Origin of the sequence: Fulvimonas soli (assembly GCF_003148905.1) — a bacterium.
Taxonomy (GTDB): domain Bacteria; phylum Pseudomonadota; class Gammaproteobacteria; order Xanthomonadales; family Rhodanobacteraceae; genus Fulvimonas; species Fulvimonas soli.
Genome location: NZ_QGHC01000013.1, coordinates 1,155 through 20,632, shown reverse-complemented (window position 1 = coordinate 20,632; position 19,478 = coordinate 1,155). Strand labels below are relative to the sequence as shown.

Sequence of the window (19,478 nt, the reverse complement as noted above, 5' to 3'; positions counted from 1 at the left end):
GAAACATGGCACTCAACTCGCTTTCAAGGAGTTGGGATCATGCTTTCGGACCTCACGGTTCGCCAGGCCAAGGCGACCGGCAAACCGTACACCCTGGCCGACACAGACGGCCTTTCCCTCTTTGTTTCAGCCACCGGTGCAAAGGCGTGGCACTTCCGCTTCTCGTGGGGCGGCAAGCGCGACCGCATGTCCTTCGGCACGTATCCAGCGCTCTCGCTGAAGGACGCCCGTGCGCTTCGCGATGAAGCCCGCTCGCTGCTCGCCAAGGGCGTCAATCCGCACAGCGAACGCAAGCGCAAGCGGCACGCGATCGTCCTGGCCGGCGAGCACACCTTCATGGCCGTCTACGAGCAATGGCTGGCCCATCGCCGGCTCTCGCTGGAGGAAGGACGGCAGACCAGCCTTGAACAGATCGGGCGCGTCTTCAAGAAAGACGTGTTCCCCTCGCTGCGGCACCTGACCATCTACGAGATCACCCGCGCACACCTGCTGGACATCATCGGCAAGGTGGAAAAGCGCGGCTCGCTGTCGGTGGCCGAGAAGCTGAGGACCTGGTTCACCCAGTTGTTCACCTACGCCACGGTGGCGATTCCCAACATGGGCGATAACCCGTCCAGGGACCTGGAAGTGGTCGCGCTGCCATTGCCGCCGGTCGAACACAACCCGTTCCTGCGCATGCACGAGCTGCCAGTCATGCTGCAGACACTGCGCAAGTACCGCGGGCGCCTGAACACGCAGTTGGGCGTCCGGCTGCTGATGCTCACCGGTGTGCGTACCGGCGAGCTTCGCTTCGCCACGCCCGATCAGTTCGACCTCGACCGGGGCCTGTGGATCATCCCGGTGGCCAGGCTCAAGCAGCGCAAGCTGCTCACCAGGAAGAAGCGCAAGCGCCTGATCGACATCCCGCCCTACATCGTGCCGCTGTCGGTGCAGGCGCAGGAGATCGTTCGCCACCTGCTCGACAACTTCAAGCCGGCCCAGGTTTATCTCATCCCCGGCGACTGGTGCCTGAAGAACCCGATCAGCGAGAACACGCTCAACGCCGCGCTCAAGCGCATGGGCTACGAGGACCAACTCACGGGGCATGGCATCCGTGCCACGATCTCGACGGCGCTGAACGAACTCGGGTACCCGAAGAAATGGGTGGACGCCCAGCTCTCGCATGCCGACCCGGACAGGATCAGCGCGACCTACAACCATGCCGAATACGTCGAGCAGCGCCGCGTCATGATGCAGGACTGGGCCGATCGCCTGGACCTGTTCGAGCAGAACCAGGTCGAGGTTGCCAGCCGGCATCTGACCATCACGCTCCAGGGTCTGCCGACCATCGCCGGCCAGGCGGCTGTGCAGCCGCCGGTGGTCGACCTCACCGCGCCGCAACTGATCGTGACCGCGCCGACGCCCGGCCAACCCGAAGCGCCGGCATCGGTGCAGCGGCTGTCGGCCGTGCGCATGCCCGAGTACGCACGGCCGCGCCTGTCGGAGGCGCAGCGCGAACGCCAGCAAGTGCTGGAGACCTTCGAGGCGCCGCACAACCTCTCAGTGGCGGACTACGCCAGGCTCGCGGGCAAGTCGCGCCGCTGGATCACCTACGAGATCCAGGCCGGCAACCTGCTGTCGATCCACATGGGGCATCGCGGGCAGCGGGTGCCGGACTGGCAGCTCGATCCGCTCAAGCGCAGGCTGGTCCAGTCCGTGCTGAAGCAACTGCCACGGGGCATCGACACCTGGGACATCTACCACGCACTCCTGCGCTCGTACGAGGCGCTCGGGACACGGCCGGCCATCGAAGCCGTCAACCCAACGAACCTGCACCTTGCCGCGCGGCTGGTGGCCGCACAGTGCATGCAGGCGAGCGAGCCAGTCGTGACGACCGAGTTCCCTGAGCCGGTCCGGCAAAGCGTGCAGCGGCTGGTGCGCGAAGCCGTCGCTGCCGATGCCGCCGAAGCGACGGCCGGAGATTGATCAAGCCAGGGTCGCGCCGAGGTTCGGTCAGGCGCTTGCCCGGAGCGCTTGGAAAAACGGCTCCAGGCGGGTGCTGTCCGTACTACGACGGCTCAGGAAGTACGTGGTGAGCGTCAGCGCGCCCTCTTGCAAGGGACGCTGGACAACGCCAAGGGAACGATGACCCTCGATGCGGGCGGCGGGTGCGAGGCAGACGCCGTAGCCGGCGGCCACCAAGGTCATCATCAACCCGAACGATGTGGCCGTCGTGACGGCCGAGGGAACGACGCCGGCCGCCGTCAGCAGTGAGTCGATCTGCCCGCAGTAGCCCACACAGCCGCGCCCATCCAGGGCGATCCAAGGGTGGTCGGCCGCCTGCTCCAGGGACACTGACGCAAAGGCCAGCAAGGGGTGATGGGCCGACACGGCCAATGCCAGCGCGTCGCGCCAGACGGGGCGGACATCGATGCCTTCAGGTGCTGCGGGCGACTGGCAGAGGCCTGCCTCGAAGGCCCCCGTGAGCAGTCCTCGATGCAGATCCTCCAGGCGTTCTTCATGAAGGCGAATGGGGTGGTTCGGATGGCGCCGGCGATGTTCCGCCATCGGCACCGACAACCGGGGATAGGCCAGGCAGTCCGACAGGGCAATGTTCAAGGGATCGGGAGCGATCATCGTGTCACCTGCACAACGCCGACACTGGAAAAAACCGGGCGCGACCGGTCGATGAGATAAGTTTAACGTGGTTTAGATTCGCTTTGCGCGTGACGCTTCTGTTGATGCAGAAGCGATCGGTGCAACGCGGGAGACCCGCAGGGACAAGAACCTATGAAAGCGAGCCAGCGCGCGCTTTCGGCGTTGCCGTGCGCGAGGCCCGGTCCGCGCAGGGGCTGGCGCAGGAGGTGCTCGCGGAACAGGCGGGCATCGCCCGGTCGCACATGGGCAAAATCGAGCGCGGCGAGCACATGCCCACGCTGGTGTTGATCCTGTGGATCGCGAAGGGGCTGGGGTGCTCGGCCGCGACGCTGATGGCCGCGACCGAGGCGCAACTGTCCGAGGAAGAGAGCGGCACCGAATAGCCATGCCGTCATGGCGGTGAGGTGTCAACAACGTTCTTGTACGTCAAGGCTGTGACTTGCCAGGTGTTCATTGCCACCTCGCATTTGACACGCGGCCTTTTTCGTAACATCATTTGTTTCATGAAAAGAGACAGCCGCCTCTCGTCTGTCCTGCATGCGCTGCTGCACATGGCCGAGCAGGATGGACCCGTTACCTCGGAAACCTTGGCGCTGTGCCTGGGAACCAACCCGGTCGTCGTTCGACGCACGATGGGATACCTGCGGCAAGCGGGAATCGTCACCTCCGAACGAGGCCACGCAGGAGGATGGCGTATCCACGCCGACCTTGGCAGCGTCACCCTGCGTCAGTTGCACGAAGCCCTGGGAGAGCCGGCGACGTTTGCCATCGGCAACCGCAACGAGACACCGGAGTGTCTGGTCGAGCAGACGGTCAATGCGGCACTCGAAGGCACGTTTGCCGAAGCCGAGGCGCTGCTGCTCACGCGGTTTTCGGAAATCACCCTTGCCGATCTGGCCTCTGACTTCGCACGCCGGCATTCGGCCTTACGACACTCAAGGAATAAATCATGAATCACGACGTGATCGTCGTCGGCGGAAGCTACTCAGGCATGGCCGCGACCCTGCAACTGGTGCGCGCACGCAGGTCAGTGCTGGTGATCGATGCGGGCCAGCGGCGCAACCGCTTCGCCAGCCATTCACACGGATTTCTCGGCCAGGATGGTGTGCCGCCAGGTGAAATCGCTGCAAACGCACGCCGCCAGCTCGAGGCCTATCCAACGCTGACCTGGCTTGAAGGTCGGGTGGAAGCGGTCGCCGGGCAGGCGGACGAATTCACCGTCACGACGGCCGATGGCGAGTCGCACCTGGGGCGACGCATTCTATTGGCGACGGGGGTGACCGACCAGCTTCCAGCCATCGACGGACTCGCGCAACGCTGGGGGAAGACGGTTTTTCACTGCCCGTACTGCCATGGCTATGAACTTGGACAGGGACGCATCGGCATCGTCGGTGCCAGCCCGATGTCCATCCATCAGGCTGAGCTGCTGACGGATTGGGGGGATGTCACCTTGCTCGTCAACGGTGCATTGGAACTCAACGAGGAAATCAGGTCCACTTTGGAACGCCGAGGCGTGGTCATCGACGAGGCCCGCATCGACAGGATCGAGGGACATGCCGACGTGACGATGGTGGATGGGAGGCGACTGAGCTTTGCGGGCCTGTTTGTTGTAACGCGAACCGCCCCCTCCAGCCCTTTGGCCGAGACAATCGGTTGTGCACTGGAAGAAACGCCCATGGGCATCCAGATCCGCACGGATGCCGAGAGCAAGACCTCGGTGCCTGGGGTCTTTGCCTGCGGCGACGCGGCACGGTTTCCTCATTCGGTGTCGCTGGCCGTGGGCAACGGGGCCATGACGGGATTTCACATTCACCGATCACTGCTTTGGCCCGAGACGATCGAGCCAGCGCAAGCGGAAAGCCGCGCTCTATGACGTCGTTCTCCGACCCGGCGGCTGTATCGGGCTATGCGGAAAGAACCGCGAGGATCGTGCCGGGCCTGTGCGACCTGCACCGGATGGCGGGCGTGCTGCTGGCCGAACGCGCACCGGCCGACGCGCGCATCCTGGTGCTCGGCGCCGGCGGCGGGCTGGAACTGAAGGCCCTCGCTGAAATGCAGCCCGGCTGGCAGTTCGACGGCGTCGATCCTTCCGCAGAGATGCTCGAACTCGCCCGCACGATCCTGGGCCCGATGGCGCCTCACGTGCGCTTGCACGAGGGCTATATCGACAGCGCCCCCAAGGGGCCCTTCGATGGCGCGACCTGCCTGCTGACACTGCATTTCCTGCCTCCAGCCGAGCGCCTGAAGACGCTGCAGCAGATGCACCTGCGACTCAAGCCCGGTGCGCCCCTTGTCGTCGCGCATCACAGCTTTCCCGGCGAAGATCCCGGTCGGGACAGATGGCTCTCGCGCAATGCGGTGTTCGCGGCTATTTCCGGCGTACCCGTGCGTCAAGCCGAAGGCAGCATCGCGGCGATCAAGGAACGGCTGCCCGTGCTTTCGCCCGCGCAGGATGTCGATCTGCTCCGCGAGGCTGGATTCACGGACATCGACCTTTTCTATTGCGCGTTCACCTTCAAGGGTTGGGTCGCCCATCGAGCATGAAGGGGTATCGACGATGCAAGACATAGGGTCGGCTGGTGCGCTGTCCGTGTGTAGCGAGGAGGCTCCTAGCCGTGCGCCAAGGATAGGTAGGGGTTGTCCGGGGGGACTTCCGCGAACAATGCCGAAGGCGCCGCCAACAGATAGCCGTGCAATCGCCGCGACTTGCGCGGCCCGGTGACCTCGCAGGTCCAGATGTTCAGGCCGCTGCCCTGTTTGCGGTGCAGCCCCAGCTTCTCGAAGCGCTTCTGCACCCACTGCCAGTCGTGCAGATTGTCCTGCCGGGCCAGCACCTGGATCTCCGGATGTTCCTGCACGTAGCGCTGGAAGACGCCGGGGCTGACCAGGTACGCCGTGCCATCGACGGTATGCACCAGTGCCTTCGCGTCGTTGATGATGAGCTTGCGCGACTCGATGCCTTGCCTGAGCCAGGCGATGAAGTCTTCCCCGGACGGCATGGCCTTCGCGGGAGCCGGCATGGTGGCAGGACCGGTCGACACCAAATGAGTAATTGCTGCGGTTGCTGCGGCGGATGGTGACGGCGGTTCCGCGCCGGCGGACGATGCACCGGCGGTGGCTACGTCGGACGCATCGAGCATCGACAGCAGATCGGAGACCGGGTCCGCGAGCCCGGCCGGGGAATCCGCCACCCCAGGGGGCGGTGAGGTGGCCGGGATGCCGTCGGAGCCCGGCGCTGCCTCATCGCCAGGGAGGGGCTCTTCCGTCGTGACCGTGCCGGCGAACGGTGCGGGACGCTCGCCCGACTCCCAGATCAAGGCCGGCGACAGGCGCAGGAAGGTAAAGCTGTGCGACCAGCCGGTGCCGCTCGTGACGGTCGCCCGCCAGATCGCCTTCCCATCCGGGGCGGGCTGCACGATGCCATGGTCCTGGAGCACCGAGAAGACGGCGGTGTTGTTCGATGGGATGCCTTCGATGCCCTGCGACAGGAGATGCGCGCGCAGTTTGTCGCTGACCGTCTTGCTGACGAGCCAGAGTGCGTCCTGGGTCAGCCATCCATCCGACGGGCCGCCGGGCTGGTTCAGCTTGAACTCCTCGCGCAGCAGGTAGCGCAGGCCATCCAGCAGCTTGCGCTGCAGCGCATGCTTCGGCGCCGCCATGGCCCTGGCCGGATCACCGCCGAGCGCCAGGGCCACCGATGCCTGGTCGGCCTTGACGACCAGCTCGCCCAGCGTGCCGGCATGCTCGTACTGGCCCGCCAGGACGTAGAGCAGCGCCGACCACAGGTCCTGGTAGTCGCTCAGCCAGTCGAGGATGCCGGCATCGAGCACACGGGTGTAGAGCAGCCCCGTGGCGGCGCCATGCAGCCGGTACTCGCGATCCGTCCGGTAACGAAAGCGGTACGGCTGCCGCAGCGGCCCGTGCCAGGGGTGCCAGACCAGGCCATCGGCCTGCTCGACGTGCAGGTCGACCGCGATCTTGCCAATGTCGTGCAGCAGCGCGGCGTAGGCGGTACCGGCGGTCCAGGCCTCGGCTTGCGCGGCCTGGGCCTCGGGCGAGGCGCCGGCCGGGAGCAAGTGGGACTGCCTCAGTTTGAGCGCGTAGGCCACGATCTCCAGGCCGTGGTCCAGCATGCCGCCCGGCCAGGCATGGTGATGCGCCTCCGAGGCCGGGAACTGCTGGACCAGCTCGGCGTAGCGCTCCAGTGGCGCCAGGTACAGCGAGCGGAACTGCCGACGCGACAGCGAGGTGCGCTGCCAGATGTGTTCCAGCAATCGCTGCCGGCGCGGCTCCGCCAGCAGCGATGTGGCCGACTGCGGCCGGGTCAACCCTTTGGCAGGCTCGACGGGAGGCGGCGCCGCGGCGTTGGCCAGCGGCACCCGTTTGCGCTGGAACAGCGAAAGCATGGCGACATCCTGGTGATGGGCTGGCCGGAGGAGCCTTTTGGCCTTTTCGGGTAGGGCCTTTCCCCTTGAGGCCATTCCCTTGCCCCTTCCCCAGCCCTTTGGCCTTCGACAAGCCCTTTGGTATAGGGGCAGTTGGCTTCGTGTGCCGCAATCAATGCGGAGCCCATGCGCTCCAGGATCGGGGATCGGAACAGGCGCTGTGTTTTCACCGGATCAGGCCGCTTCAACCGGCGCTGAAAGCACGGCAGGTCCTGAAATCCATGCGCCCGAAGGCATGCTTGTCGGGAATGAAGTAAGGAAGTAAGATTTCCTTTGAAACTTACGGAGGCTTCCCATGCTTGCCAAGCTCACTTCGAAAAACCAGATCACGCTGCCCAAGGCGGCCGTGTCCGGCGTGGATGCGGCGGAGTACTTCGACGTGACCGTCGAAGGCGGTCGGATCGTCCTGACCCCCGTGCGGGTCCAGAAGGCCCAGGCCGTGCGCGAGAAGCTGGAGCAACTCGGGATCACCGAGCAGGACGTCGAGGATGCCGTGGCCTGGGCGCGGCGCTGATGCGCAGGGTCGTGCTCGACACCAACATCGTGCTGTCGGCGCTGGTCTTCAATGCAGGACGCCTGGCCTGGATACGCCATGCCTGGCAGCAACAGCAGTTGCAGCCGCTGGTCTGCCGGGAGACGGCCAGTGAACTCCTGCGCGTCCTGGCCTTTCCCAAGTTCAAGCTGTCGACCTCGGAACAGCAGGAGTTGCTGGCGGACTTCCTGCCCTACGCCGATGTGGTGGAACTGCCGATGCCATGGCCCGACCTGCCGGCCTGCCGCGACGAGAAGGACCAGGTGTTCCTGGTGCTCGCGCATGTCGGCAAGGCGGATGCATTGATCACAGGCGATGCGGACATTCTCGCCATGCGAGAGGACTTTCCCGGCTTGATCATGACCGCCGAAGCATTCGCGGCGCGGCAGGCATGAAGGAGAACGGCACCGCCTAGCCCAACGACCGTGGAACGACCATGAGGTAGCCAACCATGAAGCACACCGCACGCATGACCACCGCAGCGCGACTCGGCCGCTGGCTGGGCGGTGTATGGGGCGTTTGCCTGCGCGCGGAGCGTCGGGCGCATCGGTGGCTGGTGGCGCAGGCACTGCCGGCGGGCGGTGCAGCGGTGCTGATCTGGGTGATCAAGCTGGCGGTCCTCGGGGTGTTGCTGTACGTCGCATTCTGGGTGGCGCTGATACTGGTCGCTCTCGTTGTGGCAGCCAGGATGGCGGAGCAGACGCCGGGGGGCGACGACGATTTTGACCTGCAATTTCCTGCGAGTCTGGATGAACTACGTCAAACGCCTGGCTACGATCCAAACCTTTACAACGACACCTCTCACGTGATGTACAGCGAAGAAGATTGAAGCCGTTCATCGCTGAGTCATTTCAGCTTCCTCGACATGACGCCTGGCCCCTTGCCGCCCGCGTTGCCCGCGTCTTTGGTGCCTGCCGAGAAAGCATTTGCGACAGTTCCGGCCCGAATCCCAGCCCAAGTCAATGCGCCAATCCAGAATGCCGGGAGCACTAGGAACATCGTCGCCATCACGAAGTTCAGCAGCATGTCTCCGAAGGTGTTGTTGAGGCCCACCAGCGGATCGAAGTTCGTGTGCGGCCGGTTCCAGCCCCACCCCCAGCCGTAGAGCGCATCGAGGATCGTCGAGTCGATCCAGCGGGCGAGCTGGAACCAGAATTCGGTGAAGAACAGCGCGAACTGCACCACGCTCACCGTGACCACGGTCTTGAGGTCATAGGTGCCGATCAGCAGCGCCAGCGGGATGCAGATGACCAGCGCCATCTTGAGCAGGGACAGCACCATCGGCAGCGCCTGCCGCACCACGTCCATCGCCGGGAAATAGCCCAGTGATCCGACGGTCAGCCCCACGTCGCTGGCGGCGCGCGTGACGATGTTGGGCAGCGTCATGTCGATCTGGCCACCGTAGTCCGTGTAGACCGCCCCCCGGTTGAGCTTCTGTTGCCGAGGGCTCGCGACGGCGCGGATCACCGAGTCGTTGACCTCGGCCTGGCTCAGGAAGCCCGCCCAGCCGGCCAGTCGTGTCAGCAGGCTGGGATCGACCTGGGCCAGCAGTCGTGCCCGCAGGCCCTGGCTGCCGTCGGCCCACCACTGCCGGCAGGTCGGGTAGCCGCCCCCGCCGGGCACCTGGGCCAGGCCGGCGTCGCGCGTGGCGTCGAACGGCCAGGCATCGCGCGGTGTCCTGGAGCGGTAGCTGTCGTAGAAGCCTGCGGTGCCGACGAAGTAGCTGGAACCGATCCAGGTGACGTCGTGCATCTGCTCCTCGCTCAGGCTGGGCCGGGTCATGAACAGCTTGGCGCGGGCGGGGCCGTAGCAGTCTCGGGTGAAGTCGCTGATCTCCTGGGCCAGTACCGGGTCGTCGATGCGGGTCGCGTCGATGTCCATGCGGATCTGCCGCAGGTCGGTGCCGCAGGGAATGGCCGCGACCGAGGCGCCGGTGATCGCGCGCGAGATCGCGTGCATGGCGAACCACCACACCGGCACCTTGGCCGACTGGTTGTTGATCGTGCTGAACGATTGCGACCAGCCCGTATCGGTCGGCTCTGGCACATTTACTTGGCATTGGGTCGAACGCGAACGGTCGTACTTGATGGTGTTGAAATCGACGTCGATGAAGGGGATGCCCGCGAACATGATCACCACGATGGCGACGAAGACGCGGTTCTCGATGCGAGCCGAGGACAGCACCCCCTTGTTGCCCTCGTCCGCGCCTTCCGCGCGGGCCTTCAGCCATTCCTGGATGATGATCGCCAGGAACGGGACGGCGAACATGCCGCTGGCGACCAGCACCGACCAGATGCCGTTGTGGACCACCCAGGACACCAGCGTCAGGTAGTACTCCAGGTAGTCGGTGGTGAACAGCGTCATGGCGAACCTCGCGCTACCGTGCCTGCATCAGCAGGCTGGCTTCCAGCGCGATCACGGCGACGATGGACGCAACCTCCGCGCGCAGCAGTCGCTGCCCGGCAGCGCGCTCCGGTTCCCGCGTGCGCAGGCGACGGCGCATCCAGAGCCAACCCCAGGCAGTGATGGCGTAGAGCAACAACCGCCAGACCAGGAAGGCCCCGGATTGCGCCGCCATCCAGCGCTGCCAGCCCTCGATGCTGCCCGCGATGCGGATGCCGACCACATTGACGGCGGTCGCGGCGATCAGCAGCGACACCGCCCACACCAGTACCCGGATGGCACGCCGGCTGGACAGCCAGCGCGGGCACCGCCCTGCGGCACTCATGGATGGCTTCCGCCGGACGGCGGCCGCTGCAATTCATCGACCCGATTGCGTACCGGGTCGCCCTCGTAGATGCCACGCGCACCGGCGGCGCGGGTGCTGTGGCGCTGGATGATCGCCATCGGCGAGTTGCTGGCCAGTTCGCGGCGCAGCTCCAGCTCTGCCTTCAGGTTGTGAATCTCGCGATCGAGGATGTCGCTTTCGTGGGTGACGGCCTTCTGGGCCAGTTCGTTGGCGGCCACGTTGGGCTCCTTGCGCCCGGTCAGCAGCGTGCGTTGCAGCAGCAGCGCCTTCTCCAGCACGCTGGCCAGCGCAACCTCCGAGGCCAGGCGCCGAGCCAGGATGTCCTGGTCCGTCTCGTCGCGCAGCGCCTCGATCACGCCACGGGTGATGGGCAGCGACGCGCTGCCCGCAGCCTGCAGGTTCTGCGCCGTGGTTGGACGGCTGCCGGCGACCAACTCCTGCAGGGCCTGCAGCTTGTCCTCGTATTCCTCCTGGATCAGCGGGGTCAGGCCAACGCCCGGCGTGGTGACGGTCTTGGTGCATGCATCGCAGGTGCGCTGTTCCTGCTCGCCTAGCACGCGAACGGCCCAGGCCGCGGCGGCATCGGGCGAACTCCAGGTCTGGCAGGCCATGTTGCCGCCGCAACTGGCTTGCGGAATCGAACTGGCATCGCCGACGCCACGGCCATTGAGCAGGTTGTAGCCGGCGCGGGTCACGTCGCCGACCACGCGCACCGGACGTTGGCCCGCGCCGCCGGCGTTGTCTCCGCCGACCCACGGTACGCCATTGTTGCCACGGTTCGCCTCGGCGTCGTCGATGGCCGAGACCGCATCGGTGCTCGCGACGGCCTGCTTCAGCGCCATGCCTTCGGCGAGTTGGCCCCAGCCGAGCTGCCCACCCGCCATGTCGGCCATGCGGTTGGCGATGGCACGGCAGGTCAGCTTGCTGCGATCGAAATCCAGCCTGGCTTGCAGCACCCCATTGGTCAGCAGGTTATACAGCCCTGGATCGGCGCGCTGGATGATCAGCGCGGGCAGCGACGCCACGGCAGCGGTGGCGTTCTGGATCACCGAGGACATGATGGCCTGGAAGCCGTTGGTGATGCCGTTCAACTGGTTCTGCAGCGTGGTGGTGATGCTCATGTCGCCACAGATCAGGTTGCTGTTCCAGCCGACGCCAACACCGATGGAGTGCATGTTGGCCGCACCGCTCATGGATACCGCGCGGCCGCCCCCAAGCCGAACGTTCCGCACGACTTGGTGCGTCACGCCTGCTTGATCGTTCGGGAAAACGATGCGGCCTACGGCGCTTGGCATTTCCGCCGCGGAAAGTCCACCGAGACGGTCAAAGTCGACAATGTGCTATCGAGCAACGATGGCAACGCCGTGCTGCGCTGGACGCTGGACGGCCATGGCATCGCCATCCGCTCAGCATGGGAAATCGCACCCTACCTGGCCCGGGGCGAACTGATTCCATTGCTGGGGGATTGGAAGCTACCCAACGCCGACATCTACGCGACCTACCTGGAACGCAGCGAGGTGTCGTCCGCCAAAGTGCGCGCGTTTCTTGACTTCACGGCAAAATACTTGGCGACGAGTTGAAACGCCATCAAAAGGCAGCAATAAGCATTTCCAGGGGAGGAGTCATCGTGACGCCAAAGGCGATCACGCACTCGAGAGGCCGATGCCAGGCGGATCACACATCGGCACTGTTGCAATGCCCCATCAACAACGCCGATTCCACCATCCCCGGCAGCAGACTGCGCTGGGCGAGATCGCGCTTGAGCCCTCGCCGAGGGTGCGCCGCCAGAGTCCAGCAACAGCCGCGGCAACGGACTTCAGTGCTTCATTTGTGATGCGCACAATCTCGTTGACGAACCTCATCCCGGCGCGCTTGGTCACGCATGAATGCAACCCAGCGGTCGGAGGCGAATGAGGTGTCGCTGGGGAGTGCAAACGATCACATGGCTTGACCGGCAGGTGCGACGGCGATGCAGTTGACATCGCCATTGCTACGGAATAGCATTCTAACTAACGATCGTTAGGTATTCTCGGATCGTTATCGGTTGTTGACCGATACGAATTCACCACATGGAGAGTTCTCGAATGAGTGCGGTTGCAGGACCAGTCGATGGTGAGGCGGGATTTCCGCTGAAGATCTACGACTTCCCTCGGGGCCCTTACCCGACGCGTGTCCGGATCGCCCTAGCAGAAAAAAACCTCCAGTCACGCGTGGAGTTCGTGATGGTTGATCTCCGCAAGGGGGAGCACAAGGATCCCAGGTTCATCTCGGATAAAAACTACTCCGGAACGGTTCCGGTGCTTGAGCTTGCGGATGGAACGTGCATTGCCGAGTGCACCGCCATCACGGAGTATCTCGATGCGCTTGTCGGCGGTCCGGTTTTGACGGGCTCCACAGCGTTCGAGAGGGGAATGATTCACATGATGAGCAAGCGCGCCGAACTGGAGCTGCTTGACGCCATCAGTGTTTACTTCCACCATGGAACGCCGGGTTTGGGGCCACTGGTGGAGCAATACCAGAACAGGGAATGGGGACTCAGGCAGCGCGACAAGGCCTTGCGAGGCATGCATTATTTCGACGATGTGCTTCGCAAGCGAGCTTATGTTGCCGGCGACGCGTTCTCCATGGCCGACATTACGGTCATCGCCGGACTGATATTCGCTGATATCGTCGACTTGGCGGTACCCGCCGAATGCACGGCGCTCTTGGCATGGTACGAAAGGATGAAAATGCGCCCCAGCGTAAAGAGCCAACCCGCATTTGCTCGCAGGTAGGCCGTTCGACGTACTCGTAACCAGACGGTCGCAAGACAAGATACCGCAGTGGAGCGTCATTACACAAGTCGAGGGCGACAGCCGTGGAGAGTCAGAGAAACACGAACTCCAGTGACAAGATCTTGTCCATTGCAACACGAATCGCCCAGGCGCACGGTTACGGTGGCTTGAGCGTTCGCCGCTTGGCCGAAGAAGTCGGTGTCAAACCTGCAAGTCTTTACCATCATTTCCCGAGCAAGGCGGCTCTCGCTGCTGCAGTTGCCAGGCGATACTGGGAAAATTCGTCGACGCAATTGGAAGAACTGTTGAATAGGCTTCCGGACCCCACAGATTGCTTGCGCAGATATCCCAATATGTTCAGGAAGGCGCTGGAGAACGACAACCGCATCTGCCTGTGCAGTTTCATGACGGCTGAATACGATGACCTTCCCGAGAATGTGAGGCAAGAAGTTCGAACATTCTCTGATGTGCATATCACATGGCTGGCTAAGGTTTTGGCGAGCGCCGGGATTGTCAATCCGAACATCGCGAAAGAACGCGCGCAGGCCATCTATGCTGCAATCACAGGAGCGCAGCTGATGGCACGTGGGCGTTCCGACTTAAGTCTTTTCGATACGTTGATCACGAGCTACAGGGCAACCGGGCTTCTGCCGGCCTAGAGGCGAGGCCAGCGGACGCACCACGAAGACAAGCGCTCGACTGCTGTTTGAGCAAGGCAACCGCCACGCTACGTTTGGGGCGCGTCCAACGCCCGGCATTCTCAGGGCTGGGGCTATGCATTCCAGGGCTCAGGGGCAACCTCAAGCCGTAGTGCTCCTATGCATGAGATCCCATGGCTGCGTGTCGCCGAAGCTCATGCTCAGATGCTCGATGAAGCGGCGAACTTTCAACGACACATGCCGCTTGCTCGGATAGATGGCATGAATCGCCAAATCAGTTGTTTTGTGGTCGGCCAGCAGGACACGAAGCGCACCGCTGGCGATGGACTGCTCGAACACGAAGCTGGGGCCGTAGACCACCCCCGCCCCTGTCAGCGCTGCCGCTAGCAGCATCTGCATGTTGTTTGCAGCGAGCCGGATCGCACCATCAATGTGATGGGTCTGGCCGTTAGCATCCGTGACGCTCCAGTCTCCGGCTGAAACCGCCTGGGAGAAAGCGAGCCGAGGTGCCTGGCGGAGCTGTTCGACGGTTTTCGGCTCGCCATGTCGTGCCAAAAAGGATGGCGCTGCGCAGAACATCATGCGACACGAGGCGAGCCGCCGAGCAACGAGATCGGAGTCTTGCAGACGGCCGATGCGGATAGCAATGTCGATGCCATCTGCCAGTAGATCGACATAGCGATCGCTCAGCGTGGTCTCGATCGAGACATCGGGGTATTCAGCCAGATAATTCGATACAACGCGACCAAGATGCAGTGCCCCAAAGGTTGTCGGCGCAGCCACGCGCAACATTCCACGCACACTCTGTTGCGCGTCCTGGGCTTCGCGATTCGCGTCCTCGTACTCTTCCAGTAAGCGCTTGCATCGCGTGTAGTAGGACCGCCCTACATCTGTTAGCGTCAACTTGCGCGTACTGCGTTGAAGCAACCGAACTTTCAACTGCCCCTCGATCGCGGAAACGTGCTTGCCCGCCATCGAGGGTGACAGGCCAAACCGCCGAGCGGCGCTTACCAAGCTGCCTTCTTCGACTGCGGAGACGAACACCGCCATGCTGAGCAATCTATCCATACCACCTCATTCGATATCCTGATTATCAGGTGGTAATAAATCTAGGCCAATTATCGGCCGAACGGAATGGGTCTAGCCTAGCACTGTAGCCAGCCGATCCCCGGTGGGCTTTAGCAAAAGGATGTTCCAATGAAGGTCGAATCGAACGGCATAGAGATCCATGTCGAGGAACAAGGGCAAGGCGATCCGTCACTCGTTTTTCTGCATTACTGGGGCGGCTCGTCTCGCACTTGGAAGCATGTCTGCTCCAGGCTGGCGCCGAACTTCCATACGCTTGCTCTCGATCATCGCGGCTGGGGTCAATCCGACGCGCCTTCGATGGGCTACGGGCTGGCAGACCTTGCAGCCGATGCGGAGGGCGTGATCGCAGCGCTGCACCCGAAGCGCTACGTTCTGATCGGTCACTCTATGGGAGGCAAGGTTGCTCAGCTTATGGCGTCGCGGCGGCCTGTCGGACTGGTCGGGCTGGTTCTCATCGCTCCTTCACCGCCATCGCCAATGATCTTGCCGAAAGAGGCACGCGAAATGATGGCAGGAGCCTACGCAAATCGCGAAACAGTGGAGGCGACTATCGACAACGTGCTGACGGCCCTCCCACTGTCAGCGGAGGATCGCGAACAAGTGATCGCGGACAGCTTGCGTGGCGCGCCAGCGGCCAAGCTAGCTTGGCCCAGAGCGACCAGCTTGGAAGACATCACTGGACAGGTAGGTGCCATCGACGTACCTACGCTTGTTATTGCAGGCGAGCGGGATCGCGTGGATTCGCCCGAGGTACTGAGGAAAGAATTACTTCCCCGCGTATCGCAAGCCGTCATGACCGTAGTACCAGATGCAGGGCATTTGCCTATGTTAGAAACACCGGATGCATTGACTCCATTGATTGAGAATTTCTGCCGTTCACTGCCAGGGAAGGGGTGAAGCGGACATCGCGGCGGTGCGCAATCGAAGCGCCTCGCAGCTAATACGCGGCGAAAAGCTCGCCCCCCGAAGGGCGTTGCACGGACGTGGGCGGCGCAGTTCGTGCACTGGTACAACCACGAGCACCTGCACAGCGGGCTGCGCTTCGTGGCCCCGGCCGTTCGCCATGCCGGTCAGGATGAGGTCCAGTTGCAGGCACGCAGATGGGTACCTTTGTCGCCATAGGCCGCCAGGTAGTTCGATATCACGGCACCGCCCAGCGACCATCCCACGAGCACCGGCTTGCGCGCGTGTGTCGATTCGATGATCGCGGCCAGGTCATCGGCCCAGCGGCGTCCGTCGGTGTAGGAGCTGGCCTCGGCCGGCTTGCCCGACAGGCCGTGCCCGCGCAGGTCGTAAGTGATCAATCGGTAATGCTGGAGTCGAGGGTCCTGTAATTGCTTAGTCCAGTTCAGCCGGCTACCCAGCAGGCCATGAATGAAAATGATGGGAGAACCCTCGGGATCACCAGCTTCCTGGACGGCCAGCACCACTCCATCGGGGGCAGCCTGGGCACGCTACTGGAAGTGATGCGGCGGCCGCAGATGGCGCGCGGCATGATGGCGGTGCTGCTGGTGTTCGTCGGCCACTTCACCTTCTTCACCTACCTGCGGCCGTTCCTCGAGCACGTGGCCGGAGTGGGCGTGAACGGGTTGTCGGCGATCCTGCTGGGCTTCGGCGTGGCCAACTTCGCGGGCACATCGCTGGCCGGCGCACTGCTGCAGCGGAACCTGCGGCTGACCCTGCTGCTGATGCCATTGGCAATGGGGCTGATGGGGCTGGCCTTCGTCGCCCTAGGCCAGGCGCCGCTGGCGGACGGGCTGCTGGTGGCGCTGTGGGGCATGGCCTTCGGCACAGTGCCGGTGACCTGGTCCACCTGGATCACAGTCACCGTGCCGGACGAAGCCGAGAGCGGCGGCGGCCTGCTGGTAGCGATAATTCAACTGTCGATCGCGGTGGGTGCGGCGGCGGGTGGCGCAGTGTTCGACGCGAGCGGGGCGCGTGGCGTGTGTCTCGCCGCGACGATGTACTGCTGGTGGCCGCGCTGACCATTTTCACCGGACTGCGTACCCATCGAAGCGATAGAGGACACAGCAAGGCGGCTTGATGAGCTGGCGATAGCGCGACCGCCCAAGTTCCTGCGGTTGGCTGCCGCTTTCCGAGTGATCGGCCAACTGCTCGACGTGTCCGAAGACGCGTCCGATCGGGTTCACCCCCGATATCACGGACACTTACAAGGAGGCCGATGAAGGCCCTGAGGAGTGTTCATGTCGAAGCGAAGGAAGTTCAGTGCGGAGTTCAAGTGAGAACTCGTCCAGACAGTTCAGCGCACAGGATTAAAGGATTTTCGATAGGCCGTTGGGCTGACTCCCACGATCCGGCCGAAATGTTCCCGCAGGGAGGTGGGGCTTCCAAAGCCCACTGCACTAGCGATGTGCTCAACGGGTAGGTTTGTCGTTTCTAGCAAAGTCTGCGCACGCCTGACACGCGCCCTTAGAAGCCACTGGAGAGGGCTAGTGTTCAGTTGTTCCTGAAACCGTCGATTCAAGGTGCGGCTACTCATCGCAGCCCGCCCAGCCATGTCCTTCAGGGTTAAATCTTGATCTAGCCGCTCTTCGATCCATTGCAGCAATGGGCTGAGATTGGAAGATGCGTCTGGGGGATCGTAAGCGATGAACTGCGCCTGCCCGCCATCTCGTGCAAGAGGCATGACGGCACATCGTGCTGTGTCTGCTGCAACGGCATTGCCGCAGTCTTGTCGAATCATGTGTAGGCACAGATCCATTCCGGCGCACGCGCCTGCCGAGGTGAGTATCCGACCGTTGTCCACGAAAAGAACATTGGGGTCGACTGTGACCTGTGGGAAGAGATCTGCCAGAAGTTGTACACCACGCCAGTGGGTGGTGGCACGCATGCCATCTAGCAGCCCCGTGCGTGCCAGGATGAAGGCGCCACTGCACAACGATGCGATCCTCGCACCATTCTTTTCCGCTGCTCGGATGGCTTCCAGCAGGGTGTTGGGGATAGGGGAAAGGACATCGTCGAGCCCCGGAATGATGACAGTCTGGGCATTCACGGCATGGCTCAAGCCCCAGCGGATACGCATGTCGAACAACTTTGTTCGAATACGATTCGACTGGGCGCATACGAGAACCTCGTATGGGATCTTCCCCGGCGGGAGGGGCGCGCGCCCGAACATCTCGCAGGCCATCGTCAGGTCAAACGGCACAACGCCATCAAACGCCAGGATGGCTACCCTGTGTACTGCACTTTGCTTCACAGAACTCGCTCCCTTGATTGGCGAGAATCCTTCGATAGACGGCATTCTAGCCAATTGGCGAACTTCCGACATGTCGACATACTTGCGCTTCCGGCGAGAGGAAAGTCGCTGAAAACATAACCATTGAACAAGGTCGAGGCATGCCTGCATCAATCAGGCGCCTGGATTGTTCTGACATATTGAGCCACCCAGCGGATGAGTCATGACCACAAGCGCACAGGCAGAAAAGAACTCACTCGATCAAATCAGAAGTATTGAATCCAAACAACTGAGGCGCCTGGAGAAGGCGTCGATCGTCGAGGCGACAACTCTGATCCTGCTAGTGTTCGTTGCGGCACCTCTCAGGCATTTCGGGGATTGGCCGTATGGCTCGAAGATACTTGGGCCAATACATGGGATCGCATTCTTGGCGTACCTATGGACTGCCTTGCAAACTGTAGCCGGCGGCGGCTGGCATAAACGTGAAATGCTTCGATTGTTCGCAGTTGCGTTCCTGCCATTCGGCGGCTATCTCAATATCCGGTGGCTACGTGAACGGGCGAGAATATTCAACGATATCGGACAGGCCTGATGATGATTGCGGCGCTCTATCCCTATTTGGTGGCGACGCACGTGACAGCGGTGGTGTTTCTGGTAGGCGGCTTGCTTGCGCAAGAAAGGATAGTAAATGCCATTTCGCAGTCCCCACCGGAAGAACAAGCAGGGATGCTGGCTGCATTGCAGCGCTTTGATCTCCTTGTCACGACACCTGCATTGTTGTTGACCTGGATCTTCGGGTTATCACTAGCGCTCAGCGCAGGATGGCTGTCGTCACGATGGTTGCTGGTCAAGCTGGCTTTCGTCGTCGCGCTCTCGGCTTTGCATGGGTTCCGTTCCGGGCGAATACGTCATTGCATTCGAACTGGAGCAGCTATAAGAAGAATTCCCGGTGCTGATCTCGGCATCGTGATTGCGATGCTAACCATAGCTGTGTTGGCATTTGTGAAGCCGGTCTAGCACGATAGCGGAAAGTCCTTCATGTCCCCGGACGTGGCGAACCTGTCTGCCGGCACAGGCCAGCAGGACGCGGGGCGAGATCGTGCATCGCCAGTGGCAGGTGATGCCATCGCAGGCTGGTCTCGGGATGGGCATCGATCCAGGCCATCAGAGTCGGGTACCTGGAAACGGCCACGCTCGGCGTCGTACTCGACGGCGAAGGCCTTGACCTGCTCGCGCCCGAGGGCGTGGGCGGCTTCGGCGATCGCCACGCCTTCGCCGGCGCAGGGATCGAGGATGGACATGGCGCCGGGAGACGGCGCCAGTGCGGACAAGGCCCGCTCCAGCGTCGCTCGTCGGTGGGGAAGTAGCCGTTACGGATGAAATTGCGCGCCAGGCGC

General features: G+C 62.9%; 22 protein-coding genes and 2 pseudogenes. 15 read left to right on the top strand and 9 right to left on the bottom strand.

Going from position 1 to position 19,478, the window contains the following annotated elements; translation table 11 throughout:
• The first annotated feature begins 39 nt into the window (after window positions 1–39).
• Window positions 40–1,965, top strand: coding sequence for a tyrosine-type recombinase/integrase (locus C7456_RS14290; RefSeq protein WP_109724481.1), 1,926 nt, complete (start codon window positions 40–42; stop codon window positions 1,963–1,965).
• Between the two features lie 27 nt (window positions 1,966–1,992).
• Here C7456_RS14290 and C7456_RS14285 read toward each other — a convergent pair whose 3' ends face one another.
• On the bottom strand, window positions 1,993–2,616 hold the full coding sequence (locus C7456_RS14285) for a LysR family substrate-binding domain-containing protein (protein WP_109724480.1): 624 nt from the start codon (window positions 2,614–2,616) through the stop codon (window positions 1,993–1,995).
• Window positions 2,617–2,720: 104 nt separating this feature from the next.
• Between C7456_RS14285 and C7456_RS14280 the strand changes: the two genes are divergently transcribed.
• The 4 genes from C7456_RS14280 to C7456_RS14265 all read left to right on the top strand — a co-directional run bounded on the left by C7456_RS14280 (window position 2,721) and on the right by C7456_RS14265 (window position 5,181).
• Window positions 2,721–3,020, top strand: coding sequence for a helix-turn-helix domain-containing protein (locus C7456_RS14280; protein ID WP_109724530.1), 300 nt, complete (start codon window positions 2,721–2,723; stop codon window positions 3,018–3,020).
• Window positions 3,021–3,140: 120 nt separating this feature from the next.
• Window positions 3,141–3,590, top strand: a complete 450-nt coding sequence (locus C7456_RS14275) for an Rrf2 family transcriptional regulator (protein ID WP_109724529.1) — start codon at window positions 3,141–3,143, stop codon at window positions 3,588–3,590.
• Window positions 3,587–4,510: an NAD(P)/FAD-dependent oxidoreductase gene (locus tag C7456_RS14270; RefSeq protein WP_032958332.1), complete on the top strand. Its 924-nt coding sequence runs from the start codon at window positions 3,587–3,589 to the stop codon at window positions 4,508–4,510. Before C7456_RS14275 ends, C7456_RS14270 begins: the two co-directional genes overlap by 4 nt.
• Window positions 4,507–5,181 (top strand): class I SAM-dependent methyltransferase, encoded by a 675-nt coding sequence (locus C7456_RS14265; RefSeq protein ID WP_109724479.1) that lies wholly within the window; start codon window positions 4,507–4,509, stop codon window positions 5,179–5,181. Before C7456_RS14270 ends, C7456_RS14265 begins: the two co-directional genes overlap by 4 nt.
• 65 nt (window positions 5,182–5,246) lie before the next feature.
• On the opposite strand, the gene mobH is transcribed toward C7456_RS14265, so the two are convergent.
• Window positions 5,247–7,043, bottom strand: a complete 1,797-nt coding sequence (gene mobH / locus C7456_RS14260; protein ID WP_109724478.1) for a MobH family relaxase — start codon at window positions 7,041–7,043, stop codon at window positions 5,247–5,249.
• Window positions 7,044–7,377: 334 nt separating this feature from the next.
• On the opposite strand from mobH, the gene C7456_RS14255 reads away from it, so the two are divergent.
• From C7456_RS14255 to C7456_RS14245, 3 genes are read left to right on the top strand one after another with little or no spacing between them, the layout of a single operon-like run.
• Window positions 7,378–7,596, top strand: a complete 219-nt coding sequence (locus tag C7456_RS14255; protein ID WP_006489017.1) for an AbrB/MazE/SpoVT family DNA-binding domain-containing protein — start codon at window positions 7,378–7,380, stop codon at window positions 7,594–7,596.
• A gap of 11 nt (window positions 7,597–7,607) precedes the next feature.
• On the top strand, window positions 7,608–8,009 hold the full coding sequence (locus tag C7456_RS14250; RefSeq protein ID WP_236081376.1) for a putative toxin-antitoxin system toxin component, PIN family: 402 nt from the start codon (window positions 7,608–7,610) through the stop codon (window positions 8,007–8,009).
• 56 nt (window positions 8,010–8,065) lie between these two features.
• Window positions 8,066–8,443, top strand: coding sequence for a DUF3742 family protein (locus C7456_RS14245; RefSeq protein ID WP_062737770.1), 378 nt, complete (start codon window positions 8,066–8,068; stop codon window positions 8,441–8,443).
• Between the two features lie 17 nt (window positions 8,444–8,460).
• On the opposite strand, the gene C7456_RS14240 is transcribed toward C7456_RS14245, so the two are convergent.
• Genes C7456_RS14240 through C7456_RS14230 form a run of 3 tightly spaced genes read right to left on the bottom strand, consistent with a single transcriptional unit; the run spans window position 8,461 to window position 11,610 of the window.
• Complete coding sequence (locus C7456_RS14240) at window positions 8,461–9,978, bottom strand: conjugal transfer protein TraG N-terminal domain-containing protein (protein ID WP_086071291.1); 1,518 nt, start codon at window positions 9,976–9,978, stop codon at window positions 8,461–8,463.
• Window positions 9,979–9,991: 13 nt separating this feature from the next.
• On the bottom strand, window positions 9,992–10,342 hold the full coding sequence (locus C7456_RS14235) for a hypothetical protein (RefSeq protein ID WP_086071292.1): 351 nt from the start codon (window positions 10,340–10,342) through the stop codon (window positions 9,992–9,994).
• Window positions 10,339–11,610, bottom strand: coding sequence for an integrating conjugative element protein (locus C7456_RS14230; protein ID WP_425454639.1), 1,272 nt, complete (start codon window positions 11,608–11,610; stop codon window positions 10,339–10,341). The genes C7456_RS14235 and C7456_RS14230 overlap by 4 nt, the downstream gene beginning before the upstream one ends.
• Here C7456_RS14230 and C7456_RS17590 point away from each other — a divergent pair.
• The 3 genes from C7456_RS17590 to C7456_RS17660 all read left to right on the top strand — a co-directional run bounded on the left by C7456_RS17590 (window position 11,602) and on the right by C7456_RS17660 (window position 13,796).
• Window positions 11,602–11,943, top strand: a complete 342-nt coding sequence (locus tag C7456_RS17590; protein WP_245889885.1) for a LysR substrate-binding domain-containing protein — start codon at window positions 11,602–11,604, stop codon at window positions 11,941–11,943. The two genes, C7456_RS14230 and C7456_RS17590, sit on opposite strands and share 9 nt — an antisense overlap.
• Before the next feature lie 489 nt (window positions 11,944–12,432).
• Window positions 12,433–13,137, top strand: a complete 705-nt coding sequence (locus C7456_RS14220; protein ID WP_245889884.1) for a glutathione S-transferase — start codon at window positions 12,433–12,435, stop codon at window positions 13,135–13,137.
• A gap of 83 nt (window positions 13,138–13,220) precedes the next feature.
• The gene (locus tag C7456_RS17660) at window positions 13,221–13,796 is read left to right on the top strand and encodes a TetR/AcrR family transcriptional regulator (RefSeq protein ID WP_024128187.1); all 576 of its coding nucleotides are present in this window, start codon (window positions 13,221–13,223) and stop codon (window positions 13,794–13,796) included.
• Between the two features lie 141 nt (window positions 13,797–13,937).
• Here the strand turns inward: C7456_RS17660 and C7456_RS14210 are convergent, their stop codons facing one another.
• Window positions 13,938–14,846 (bottom strand): LysR family transcriptional regulator, encoded by a 909-nt coding sequence (locus C7456_RS14210; protein WP_238603214.1) that lies wholly within the window; start codon window positions 14,844–14,846, stop codon window positions 13,938–13,940.
• 147 nt (window positions 14,847–14,993) lie between these two features.
• Between C7456_RS14210 and C7456_RS14205 the strand changes: the two genes are divergently transcribed.
• On the top strand, window positions 14,994–15,782 hold the full coding sequence (locus tag C7456_RS14205) for an alpha/beta fold hydrolase (protein ID WP_009618129.1): 789 nt from the start codon (window positions 14,994–14,996) through the stop codon (window positions 15,780–15,782).
• Between the two features lie 209 nt (window positions 15,783–15,991).
• Here the strand turns inward: C7456_RS14205 and C7456_RS17580 are convergent.
• A pseudogene (locus C7456_RS17580) lies at window positions 15,992–16,330 on the bottom strand (alpha/beta fold hydrolase); the annotation flags it as partial.
• Here C7456_RS17580 and C7456_RS14195 point away from each other — a divergent pair.
• On the top strand, window positions 16,256–16,870 hold the full coding sequence (locus C7456_RS14195; RefSeq protein WP_211306330.1) for an MFS transporter: 615 nt from the start codon (window positions 16,256–16,258) through the stop codon (window positions 16,868–16,870). The pseudogene C7456_RS17580 and the gene C7456_RS14195 sit on opposite strands and share 75 nt — an antisense overlap.
• A 275-nt stretch (window positions 16,871–17,145) precedes the next feature.
• Here the strand turns inward: C7456_RS14195 and C7456_RS14190 are convergent, their stop codons facing one another.
• A complete protein-coding gene (locus C7456_RS14190) occupies window positions 17,146–18,147 on the bottom strand; it encodes a GlxA family transcriptional regulator (RefSeq protein ID WP_077181384.1) in 1,002 nt (333 codons plus the stop codon).
• A gap of 157 nt (window positions 18,148–18,304) precedes the next feature.
• Between C7456_RS14190 and C7456_RS14185 the strand changes: the two genes are divergently transcribed.
• Both C7456_RS14185 and C7456_RS14180 read left to right on the top strand, forming a co-directional pair.
• On the top strand, window positions 18,305–18,673 hold the full coding sequence (locus C7456_RS14185) for a DUF3817 domain-containing protein (protein ID WP_109724476.1): 369 nt from the start codon (window positions 18,305–18,307) through the stop codon (window positions 18,671–18,673).
• On the top strand, window positions 18,673–19,098 hold the full coding sequence (locus tag C7456_RS14180; protein WP_201267304.1) for a CopD family protein: 426 nt from the start codon (window positions 18,673–18,675) through the stop codon (window positions 19,096–19,098). Before C7456_RS14185 ends, C7456_RS14180 begins: the two co-directional genes overlap by 1 nt.
• Before the next feature lie 167 nt (window positions 19,099–19,265).
• On the opposite strand, the pseudogene C7456_RS14170 reads toward C7456_RS14180, so the two are convergent.
• Window positions 19,266–19,478 (bottom strand): annotated as a pseudogene (locus tag C7456_RS14170) (DUF6094 domain-containing protein); the annotation flags it as partial.

Coding starts and splice junctions, on each gene's coding strand:
- C7456_RS14205 (WP_009618129.1), top strand. CDS start 14,994: ATGAAGGTCGAATCGAACGGCATAGAGATCCATGTCGAGGAACAAGGG.
- C7456_RS14245 (WP_062737770.1), top strand. CDS start 8,066: ATGAAGCACACCGCACGCATGACCACCGCAGCGCGACTCGGCCGCTGG.
- mobH (WP_109724478.1), bottom strand. CDS start 7,043: ATGCTTTCGCTGTTCCAGCGCAAACGGGTGCCGCTGGCCAACGCCGCG.
- C7456_RS14270 (WP_032958332.1), top strand. CDS start 3,587: ATGAATCACGACGTGATCGTCGTCGGCGGAAGCTACTCAGGCATGGCC.
- C7456_RS14210 (WP_238603214.1), bottom strand. CDS start 14,846: ATGGCGGTGTTCGTCTCCGCAGTCGAAGAAGGCAGCTTGGTAAGCGCC.
- C7456_RS14195 (WP_211306330.1), top strand. CDS start 16,256: ATGAATGAAAATGATGGGAGAACCCTCGGGATCACCAGCTTCCTGGAC.
- C7456_RS14285 (WP_109724480.1), bottom strand. CDS start 2,616: ATGATCGCTCCCGATCCCTTGAACATTGCCCTGTCGGACTGCCTGGCC.
- C7456_RS14275 (WP_109724529.1), top strand. CDS start 3,141: ATGAAAAGAGACAGCCGCCTCTCGTCTGTCCTGCATGCGCTGCTGCAC.
- C7456_RS14255 (WP_006489017.1), top strand. CDS start 7,378: ATGCTTGCCAAGCTCACTTCGAAAAACCAGATCACGCTGCCCAAGGCG.
- C7456_RS14240 (WP_086071291.1), bottom strand. CDS start 9,978: ATGACGCTGTTCACCACCGACTACCTGGAGTACTACCTGACGCTGGTG.
- C7456_RS14280 (WP_109724530.1), top strand. CDS start 2,721: ATGCAGAAGCGATCGGTGCAACGCGGGAGACCCGCAGGGACAAGAACC.
- C7456_RS14190 (WP_077181384.1), bottom strand. CDS start 18,147: ATGCCGTCTATCGAAGGATTCTCGCCAATCAAGGGAGCGAGTTCTGTG.
- C7456_RS14265 (WP_109724479.1), top strand. CDS start 4,507: ATGACGTCGTTCTCCGACCCGGCGGCTGTATCGGGCTATGCGGAAAGA.
- C7456_RS14290 (WP_109724481.1), top strand. CDS start 40: ATGCTTTCGGACCTCACGGTTCGCCAGGCCAAGGCGACCGGCAAACCG.
- C7456_RS14180 (WP_201267304.1), top strand. CDS start 18,673: ATGATGATTGCGGCGCTCTATCCCTATTTGGTGGCGACGCACGTGACA.
- C7456_RS14220 (WP_245889884.1), top strand. CDS start 12,433: ATGGAGAGTTCTCGAATGAGTGCGGTTGCAGGACCAGTCGATGGTGAG.
- C7456_RS14235 (WP_086071292.1), bottom strand. CDS start 10,342: ATGAGTGCCGCAGGGCGGTGCCCGCGCTGGCTGTCCAGCCGGCGTGCC.
- C7456_RS14185 (WP_109724476.1), top strand. CDS start 18,305: ATGACCACAAGCGCACAGGCAGAAAAGAACTCACTCGATCAAATCAGA.